The 882-nt window shown below is 23.8% G+C and carries 2 protein-coding genes; both read left to right on the top strand.

The window, feature by feature from the left end:
• A partial coding sequence (locus tag ACQCX0_RS02320) for an MlaD family protein (RefSeq protein ID WP_462562549.1) occupies positions 1–413 on the top strand: 413 nt, incomplete at its 5' end.
• Positions 410–856, top strand: a complete 447-nt coding sequence (locus tag ACQCX0_RS02315) for an MlaD family protein (protein WP_462562548.1) — start codon at positions 410–412, stop codon at positions 854–856. The genes ACQCX0_RS02320 and ACQCX0_RS02315, both read left to right, overlap by 4 nt.
• The last annotated feature ends 26 nt before the right edge of the window (positions 857–882 follow it).

Genomic DNA, 882 nt, shown 5'->3' with positions numbered 1-882 from the left:
TTTTTATAGGAATATTTATAATTTTATTGTTTTATGGGTCTAAAAATTATAATTCATACAATACTTATAAAGCTATTTTTAAAAATGTTAAGGGCATCAAAAAACAAGATAAAATTTTTATTTCAGGATATAAAGTTGGCACAATAAAAGATATTTATTTAAACAGCAATTTAAAGCCGGTGATAGAATTAAATATAGAAAAAAATATTAAAATACCCGATGATAGTGCTGCAATTTTAATTAGTGACGGAATTACCGGAAATAAGGTATTAAATCTACTAATGGGAATTAATGCTAACTTTTTAAAAAATAATGACACTATTGATTCTACACAAGAGGGTACTTCTCTTGAGGATATTTTAGATTCTCTTAATTGGTATTTAGAAAATAAACATAAACGGAATATTAAATGATTAGTAATAGATATTTAGAAATATTTTTTGGGTTTATTATTATTGTAGCTACTACAATCTTTGTAGTTTTTTCATATATTAAAATTAAGAATGTAGGAATAAAAACCTATACATTAAATGCAGTTTTTGATAAGGTTTCTTCATTAGAAACAGGAGCTGATGTTGTGATAAACGGGGTATCTATAGGAAAAGTTACAAAGATTACTTTAAATAAAGTAAATTTTCAGGTATTAGTAGAAATGGAAATTGATAGCACTATCCAAATACCAAAAGATAGTAAAGTTTCTATAGATTCGGTAAGTTTATTTAATAGTAAATCTATTGCTATTAAACCCGGTAATTCTAAGGAGTTAATAATAGCTAATAATACTATTTATAATACACAAGATTATGTCTCTTTAGAAGATAAAATAGGTAGGGTTTTATTTAATATAACAAAATAATAGGAAATTATGAGTAAAAAAGGAAT

It is taken from the genome of Candidatus Hepatincolaceae symbiont of Strigamia maritima (genome assembly GCF_055505085.1).
This window is presented reverse-complemented; position numbering and strand designations above follow the sequence as displayed.

What these genes read in the sequence shown, in the direction of transcription:
- ACQCX0_RS02315 (WP_462562548.1), top strand. Translation starts at nt 410, where the DNA reads ATGATTAGTAATAGATATTTAGAAATATTTTTTGGGTTTATTATTATT.